At 72.4% G+C, this 7,334-nt stretch carries 4 protein-coding genes and 4 pseudogenes; 4 read left to right on the top strand and 4 right to left on the bottom strand.

Going from position 1 to position 7,334, the window contains the following annotated elements; all coding sequences use genetic code 11:
- Positions 1-141 precede the first annotated feature (141 nt).
- Positions 142-929: pseudogene (locus JNW87_RS31765) on the bottom strand (sporulation protein).
- A gap of 329 nt (positions 930-1,258) precedes the next feature.
- On the opposite strand from JNW87_RS31765, the pseudogene JNW87_RS31760 reads away from it, so the two are divergent.
- Both JNW87_RS31760 and JNW87_RS31755 read left to right on the top strand, forming a co-directional pair.
- Positions 1,259-2,164 (top strand): annotated as a pseudogene (locus JNW87_RS31760) (RNA polymerase sigma factor); the annotation flags it as partial.
- Between the two features lie 247 nt (positions 2,165-2,411).
- A complete protein-coding gene (locus JNW87_RS31755; protein WP_036374862.1) occupies positions 2,412-2,645 on the top strand; it encodes a hypothetical protein in 234 nt (77 codons plus the stop codon).
- A gap of 140 nt (positions 2,646-2,785) precedes the next feature.
- Here the strand turns inward: JNW87_RS31755 and JNW87_RS31750 are convergent.
- The 3 genes and pseudogenes from JNW87_RS31750 to JNW87_RS31740 all read right to left on the bottom strand — a co-directional run bounded on the left by JNW87_RS31750 (position 2,786) and on the right by JNW87_RS31740 (position 5,617).
- Positions 2,786-4,518: pseudogene (locus JNW87_RS31750) on the bottom strand (DEAD/DEAH box helicase).
- A gap of 189 nt (positions 4,519-4,707) precedes the next feature.
- Positions 4,708-5,358, bottom strand: coding sequence for a trimeric intracellular cation channel family protein (locus JNW87_RS31745; RefSeq protein WP_109801982.1), 651 nt, complete (start codon positions 5,356-5,358; stop codon positions 4,708-4,710).
- A gap of 40 nt (positions 5,359-5,398) precedes the next feature.
- Entirely contained in the window at positions 5,399-5,617 is a 219-nt protein-coding gene (locus JNW87_RS31740) for a DUF3039 domain-containing protein (RefSeq protein WP_088946800.1), read from the bottom strand.
- An 89-nt stretch (positions 5,618-5,706) separates the two neighbouring features.
- Between JNW87_RS31740 and JNW87_RS31735 the strand changes: the two genes are divergently transcribed.
- Both JNW87_RS31735 and JNW87_RS31730 read left to right on the top strand, forming a co-directional pair.
- Positions 5,707-6,639, top strand: a complete 933-nt coding sequence (locus tag JNW87_RS31735) for a pseudouridine-5'-phosphate glycosidase (protein WP_238454938.1) — start codon at positions 5,707-5,709, stop codon at positions 6,637-6,639.
- Positions 6,636-7,334 (top strand): annotated as a pseudogene (locus tag JNW87_RS31730) (carbohydrate kinase family protein); the annotation flags it as partial. The gene JNW87_RS31735 and the pseudogene JNW87_RS31730, both read left to right, overlap by 4 nt.

The following is a 7,334-nucleotide window of genomic DNA, read 5'->3' as shown; positions in this document are numbered from 1 at the left end:
CACCCCCGCCTTCCCTCGCTCCCTCCCCCGCCTCTCCGGTGATCATGAAGCTATTGCCCTGACACGCCGATGCGGGCGGCAGCAACTTCATGATCAGCGCGAGCAGACGCGGGAGGGGCAAGGTGGGGGTTGGGGGTGCGGTCAGAAGAAGAGGCCGCGGCGTTGGATGGACTGGCGCAGCCAGCCGTCGAGCTGGGCGGCCCAGTCCGTCCGGTCGACCGTGGCGTGGTCGACGGTGAACCGGCCGAAGGCGTCCCGGCCCTCGGTGAAGACCCCGCCCCGCTTGTCGATCTCCAGCACCACCTGCACCTGCTGCGGGTCGGTGACGAAGGTGACCTCCAGCTGGTTGATCGCGCGCGCGTACTGCGGCGCCGGGTGGAACTCGATCTCCTGGTAGAACGGCAGGCTCTGCCGTACGCCGTAGATGTGCCCGCGCTCCACGTCGGCCCGGGCGAACCGGAAGCCCAGCCGCAGCAACGCCTCCAGCAGCCGCTCCTGGGCCGGCAGCGGGTGCACCGCCACCGCGTCCAGGTCACCCGAGTCGACCGCCCGGGCCACCTCCAGCTCGGTACGCAGCCCCATCGTCATCCCGTGCAGGTGCTGGCCGTACAGGTCGGTCAGCGGCGTCTCCCACGGCACCTCGAACCGGAACGGAATGTCGTACCGCTGCCCCGGCTCCAGCCGGAACGCCCCGGTGACCTGGCGGCGACCGAACTCCTGATTGGTGTCGTAGTCGGCGTCCCCGCTCTCCACCTCGACCCGGGTGACCAGGCCGAGGGCCACGTAGGACACGTCCACCGCGTGTCGCCGCCGGCCACCTGGATCCGGCCCTCCAGCTGACCACCCGGACGGCAGTTCGGGTTGGCCAGCACCGTCTCCACCGAGGGGCCACCCACACCCATCGCCTGCATGAGCCGCTTGAAGACCACCAAGTCCTCCGATCGCCTGTGCTGCCGCGCCCCGGTGGCCGGCCGCTGGCACGGTAACCGGGTCGGGCAAGCGACACCCCCGTTCCGTCGGTATTGCTGTCGGTTCCCCGATCGCCTCACTCCCGTTTCACGCCCCGACCGCCAAGCTGTTCCTCACCGGCACCACCGCGCCGGCACGCGGCACGGAACCCGGTACGCGGCACGAAGGACAACGGGGAGAGACAGAGATGGCCCTGCAGATGATCGAGCACCAGACCCGCCCGGCTGCCACCGTCGACGCCGAGCCCGGCACCCTGACCGATCTGGACGCCACCGACGAGCGCGGCGTCTCCACCGATCTGGTCCGGGCGTACCTGAACGGGATCGGCCGCACCAAGCTGCTCACCGCCGCGCAGGAGGTCGAGCTCAGCAAGCGGATCGAGGCCGGCCTCTTCGCCGAGGAGAAGCTGTCCACCTGCACCCCGGTCTCCACGGAACTGCGGGCCGACCTGGCGCAGATCGTGGCCGAGGGCCGCGCCGCCAAGGACCACCTGCTGGAGGCGAACCTGCGGCTGGTGGTGAGCATCGCCAAGCGCTACACCGGTCGCGGCATGCCGTTCCTGGACCTGATCCAGGAGGGCAACCTCGGCCTGATCCGCGCGGTCGAGAAGTTCGACTACACCAAGGGCTACAAGTTCTCCACCTACGCCACCTGGTGGATCCGCCAGGCCATCACCCGCGCCATGGCCGACCAGGCCCGCACCATCCGCATCCCGGTGCACATGGTCGAGGTGATCAACAAGCTCGGCCGGATCCAGCGCGAGCTGCTCCAGGACCTGGGCCGCGAGCCCACCCCGGAGGAGCTGGCCAAGGAGATGGACATCACACCGGAGAAGGTGCTGGAGATCCAGCAGTACGCCCGGGAGCCCATCTCGCTCGACCAGACGATCGGCGACGAGGGCGACAGCCAGCTCGGCGACTTCATCGAGGACTCGGAGGCCGTAGTCGCGGTCGACGCGGTCTCGTTCTCGCTGCTGCAGGACCAGCTCCAGCAGGTGCTGCAGACGCTCTCCGAGCGTGAGGCGGGCGTGGTACGCCTGCGCTTCGGCCTGACCGACGGCCAGCCGCGTACCCTGGACGAGATCGGCCAGGTGTACGGCGTGACCCGGGAGCGCATCCGGCAGATCGAATCCAAGACGATGTCCAAGTTGCGGCACCCGTCGCGTTCCCAGGTGCTCCGCGACTACCTGGACTGACCCGACCCGTCAACTAGTCGTGTCGCTTTGATCACCAGCCGTACAACACTCGATGGTGATCGGTTCGGTTGCCTGTTTGTGATCGTTGACGTGGCACCCTTGGTGCACGGCACACTGTCTCCACGCCAGGTGTGACCTCGGTCCCCCGCGGGCACACAGGGAAGGCAGGGCCCGACAAGGATGTTGCACGATAGGTGAGCAACGACCGAAGAGAGTGTTCATCGGTGACGACCAGAGGAGGAAGGCGATGACCCCGACCCTCACGCCGCCGCCCGAGACGGTGGCTCCCCCAGCCGCCGATGAACGGTGCGACCGCTGCAATGCTGCCGGCAAGCTCCGGATCACTCTGGCGGGTGGGAGCGAGCTGGTGTTCTGTGGGCACCACGCGAACAAGTACGCGGAGGATCTCGTGAAGATCACCGTGCGGTACGCGACGGACCCCGAGTTCAGCTGGCGTGGCGCCGATCTGATGGCGAACTGAAAACCGCAACCACGACATAGCCGGCCGGAGGCCCCCACGGGGAGCCTCGGCGGCTTTTTCGTGCGCTGTGCCCGTCCCGGCCGGAGCGGGACGACGGGTGCGAGCCGGTGCGGGCCGCCGGGCCGCCTGGGGCGGGTGGGTCAGAGGGTCTGGACGGTGGCGATGCGCTCTTCGAGCTGCTCGATGGTCGCCTGGGCGCTGGGCGGGCCGCCGCAGAGCCGGCGCAGCTCGGCGTGGATCTTGCCGTGCGGCTGGCCGGTCCGGTGGTGGCGGGCGGCCACCAGGGCGTTCAGCTGACGCCGCAGGGCCACCCGGCGCTGGGCGGCGCTCATGGGCGGCGGAGGCGCCGCGGGGCTCTCAGCGGCCGGCTCAGCGGCCCGGGTGGCCGCCCGGCGGCGCTGGGCGGCGAGCTGCTCGGCCTGCCGTTTGGTGAGCAGCAGCGAGACCTGGTCCGCGGTGAGCAGCCCCGGGAGGCCGAGGTATTCCTCCTCCTCGGGGGTGCCGGCCTGGGCCGCGGTGCCGAAGGACGCGCCGTCGAAGATCACCTGGTCCAGCTCGGCGGTGGCGGAGAGCGCCGCGAAGCGCTTCTCCAACTCACCGCTGGCCTGGTCGTCGCGCTGGGCGCGCTCCAGCAGGTCGTCGTCGAAGCCGTCCGGGTCCTTGGGCTTGCCGAGGACGTGGTCCCGCTCGGCCTCCATCTCGCTGGCCAGGCCGAGCAGGTGCGGCACGCTCGGCAGGAAGACCGAGGCGGTCTCGCCGGGGCGCCGGGCGCGGACGAAGCGGCCGATCGCCTGGGCGAAGTAGAGCGGCGTGCTGGCGCTGGTGGCGTAGACGCCGACGGCCAGCCGGGGGATGTCGACGCCCTCGGAGACCATCCGGACCGCGACCAGCCAGCGCTGCTCGGACGCCGCGAACGTCGCGATCCGCGCGGACGCGCCCTGGTCGTCGGAGAGCACCACCGCGGCCTTCTCGCCGGTAACCTGCTCGATCAGCTTGGCGTACGAGCGGGCGGTCTGCTGGTCGCTGGCGATGATCAGACCACCCGCGTCGGCCATCCCGGCGTTGCGCAGCACCGTCAGCCGGGCGTCGGCCGCGCGCAGCACCTGCGGCATCCAGTCCCCGGCCGGTCCAGCGCGGTACGCCAGGCCTGCGCGACCAGGTCCTGGGTCATCGGCTCGCCCAGCCGGGCGGCGAGCTCCTCCCCCGCGTTGGTGCGCCACCGGGTCTCGCCGGAGTACGCCAGGAACAGCACCGGCCGGACCACGCCGTCGCGCAGCGCGTCGGAGTAGCCGTAGACCGAGTCGGCGCGGGACCGCAGCAGCCCGTCCCCGCCCCGCTCGTAGCTGACGAACGGGATCGGGTTGTCGTCGGAGCGGAACGGCGTACCGGTGAGCATCAGCCGGCGTACCGCGGGCTCGAAGGCCGCCTTGACCCCGTCGCCCCAGGAACGGGAGTCGCCGGCGTGGTGGATCTCGTCGAGGATGACCAGGGTGCGCCGGGTCATGGTGCGCCGGCGATGCACCTGGGGGGCCATGCCGACCTGGGCGTAGGTGACGACCGCGCCGTGGAAGTCGGCGGCGGAGTGCAGGTCCGCGTTGCGAAACGCGGCGTCGAGCTGGATGCCGACCCGGGCGGCGGCGACGGCCCACTGGGTCTTCAGGTGCTCGGTCGGGGCGACCACGGTGACCGCCTCGACGGTGCCGTCGGCGAGCAGCTCGGCGGCGATCCGCAGGGCGAAGGTGGTCTTACCGGCGCCGGGGGTGGCGACCGCGGTGAAGTCCTCGGTCCGGCGACGCAGGTACTCCACCAGCGCCTTGCGTTGCCAGGCGCGCAGGGGCGGAAACGTCTCGAGCGCCGGCGTCCGGGCTGCCACGCGAAGGCTCCTCTCCGACCGCACCGAAGGGCGGACCCGGACCGAGGGCCACGGGTACCGCCGCCCATGAAAACGCCTCCGCGCAGAAGATGCCGCGAAGGCCGACTCAGCATAACCAGCGCGGCCGGTTCGGCCCAGGCGACGCCACGCTGGTCACATCCGCGACCCCCGCCACCGGGGCCCGCCGGCTCAGCCCTGCGGGCCGCGGGTGCCGGTGCGCGGCGGCCGCAGGGTGGGCACCGGGGCGGACCAGCGGCGGCGCAGCGAGATCAGGCGCAGCGCGAAGACGACGAGTGCCGCCCCGGTCAACGGCGCCGCCGTGGCGTGTCCGTACGTGGACAGCAGGGCCACCACGATCGAGCCGGCGAGCGCCGCGACCGCGTAGATCTCCCGGCGCAGCACCACCGGGATCTCCCCGGTGAGCAGGTCCCGGCCCAGCCCTCCGCCGATGGCGGTGAGCATGCCGATCATGCAGGCGCCGACCGCCGGCACGTGGACGTCGAGGGCCTTGAGCGTGCCGGTGACAGTGAACAGCCCGAGGCCGGCCGCGTCGAGCACCAGCACGGTGGTGCGCAGCCGGGCGAGCTGCGGGTGGAGCCGGAAGACGGCGGCGGCGGTGACCGCCGCGGTGACCGCGTACCGCCAGTCGGCGAAGGCCAACGGGGGCACCTCGTCGATCACCAGATCACGAAAGATGCCGCCGCCAAGCGCGGCGACGACCCCGACGAAGACCACACCGAACAGGTCCAGCCGCTTGGCCACCGCCGCGTAGGCGCCCGAGGCGGCGAAGACCGCCACCCCGGTCAGGTCGGCGAAGAGCAGGGCGGTGGAGGTGGTCACCGCCGCAGGTTACGTGGGCGGCCGGGGCGATCGCCCGGGATCACTCGCGGTACGAGTCGTAGATCTCCTTGCATTTCGGGCAGACCGGCGAACCGGGCTTGGCCGCCTTGGTCACCGGAAACGTCTCGCCGCAGAGCGCCACGACGTAGGTGCCCATGACGGCACTCTCGGCGATCTTCTCCTTGCGCACGTAGTGGAACATCTCGGGACCGGTGTCGGCGTCCTTCAGTTCCGGACGCTCGAGAACCTCTGTGCTCACTGTCTACACCTCCAACCTTCCCAGTTTCGCAGGTCGTCGGGGACCGGTCCACCGCAGGCCGCCCGGAGGGCGACGGTACCGTAACGGAAGTGACCAACTTTCACATCGGTTTCGGCGCCGAGGTGGCCGACGCCCTGGCCGTCGGGCGTCCCGTCGTCGCCCTGGAGAGCACCATCGTCTCGCACGGCCTGCCCCGGCCGGACAACCTGCTGGTCGCCCGCCAGATCGAGCAGGCGGTCCGGGACGCCGGCGCGGTGCCGGCCACCATCGGCATGGTCGGCGGCGAGCTGGTGGTGGGCCTGGACGACGCGCAGCTGACCCGGCTCGCCACCGTCGACGGGGTGAGCAAGCTCTCCGTACGCGACCTGGCGGTGGCCGCCGCCACCGGCGCGGACGGCGCCACCACCGTGGCCGCGACCAGCGCGGTGGCCGCGGCCGCCGGGATCGGGGTCTTCGCCACCGGCGGCCTGGGCGGGGTGCACCGGGAGGCCGCGCAGACCTTCGACGAGTCGGCCGACCTGGTCACCCTGGCCCGTACGCCGATCGCGGTGGTCTGCGCGGGGGTGAAGTCGATCCTCGACGTGGGCGCCACGCTGGAACGGCTGGAGACGCTCGGCGTCGGCGTGGTGGGCTACCGCACCCGCCGCTTCCCCGGCTTCTACCTCACCGACGCCGGCTTCGACCTGGACTGGTCGGTGGACTCGCCGGAGCAGGTGGCCGACGTGCTGGCCGCGCGGGCGGCGCAGGGCGTGCACCAGGGCGGCCTGATCGTGGCCAACCCGCTCCCCGTCGACGAGCAGCTCGACCCGGAGCTGCACGACCGGACCCTCGCCGAGGGCCTGGCCATGCTGGCCCGCGACGCGGTGACCGGCAAGGCCGTGACGCCGTTCCTGCTGGCCCACTTCCACTCCGCCACCCGGGGCGCCAGCCTGGCGGTGAACGTGCGGATCATCCTGCGCAACGCCGACCTGGCCGCCCGGATCGCCGTCGCCGCCGCCCGTCGTTCCGCCGCCACGGCATGAGCCACCGGTCCCGCATCCTCGTCGTCGGCGACATCATCACCGACGTGGTGGCGGTGCTCTCCGGGCCGCTGGCGACCGGCTCGGACACGGCCGCCGAGATCCGCTTCAGCGGCGGCGGGCAGGCGGCCAACACGGCCGCCTGGATCGCCGCCCAGGGGGTGGGCGTGACGCTGGTCGGCGCGGTCGGCGACGACGAGGCGGGCCGCGACCGGGTGGCCGAGCTGACCGGGATCGGCGTCGACTGCGCGGTGGAGCGCCACGAGGGCTATCCGACCGGCACGGTGATCGTGCTGACCGCCGACGGCGAGCGGACGATGGTCAGCCAGCGCGGGGCGAACCTGCGGCTGAGCGCCGTGCACGTCGACCGGGCCCTGGCCGGGGCGCCGACGTCGGGCACCTGCACCTGTCCGCGTACACCCTGCTGGACGCCGCGTCGCGCGGCGCGGGACTGCGGGCGTTGGCCGCCGCCCGCGAGCGCGGGCTCACCACCAGCGTCGACGCGGCCTCCGCGGCGCCGCTGCGGCGGGTCGGCAGGCGGCCTTCCTGACCTGGGTACGCGACGTCGACCTGCTGCTGGTGAACACGGACGAGGCGACGGTGCTGACCGGCGGCCTGGACCCGGCGGCGCAGGCGCGGGCGCTGTCGGCGGCGGCCCGTCGGGTGGTGGTCAGCGCGGGGCGGCCGGGCGGTCTGGG

The sequence above is a fragment of the Micromonospora sp. ATA51 genome (assembly GCF_016802855.1).
Classification (GTDB): Bacteria; Actinomycetota; Actinomycetes; order Mycobacteriales; family Micromonosporaceae; genus Micromonospora; species Micromonospora sicca.
Note: the sequence above shows the minus strand (reverse complement) of the source record. Positions and strands in the feature narration are given on the sequence as shown.

Coding starts and splice junctions, on each gene's coding strand:
- JNW87_RS31755 (WP_036374862.1), top strand. CDS start 2,412: ATGACCCCGACCCTCACGCCGCCGCCCGAGACGGTGGCTCCCCCAGCC.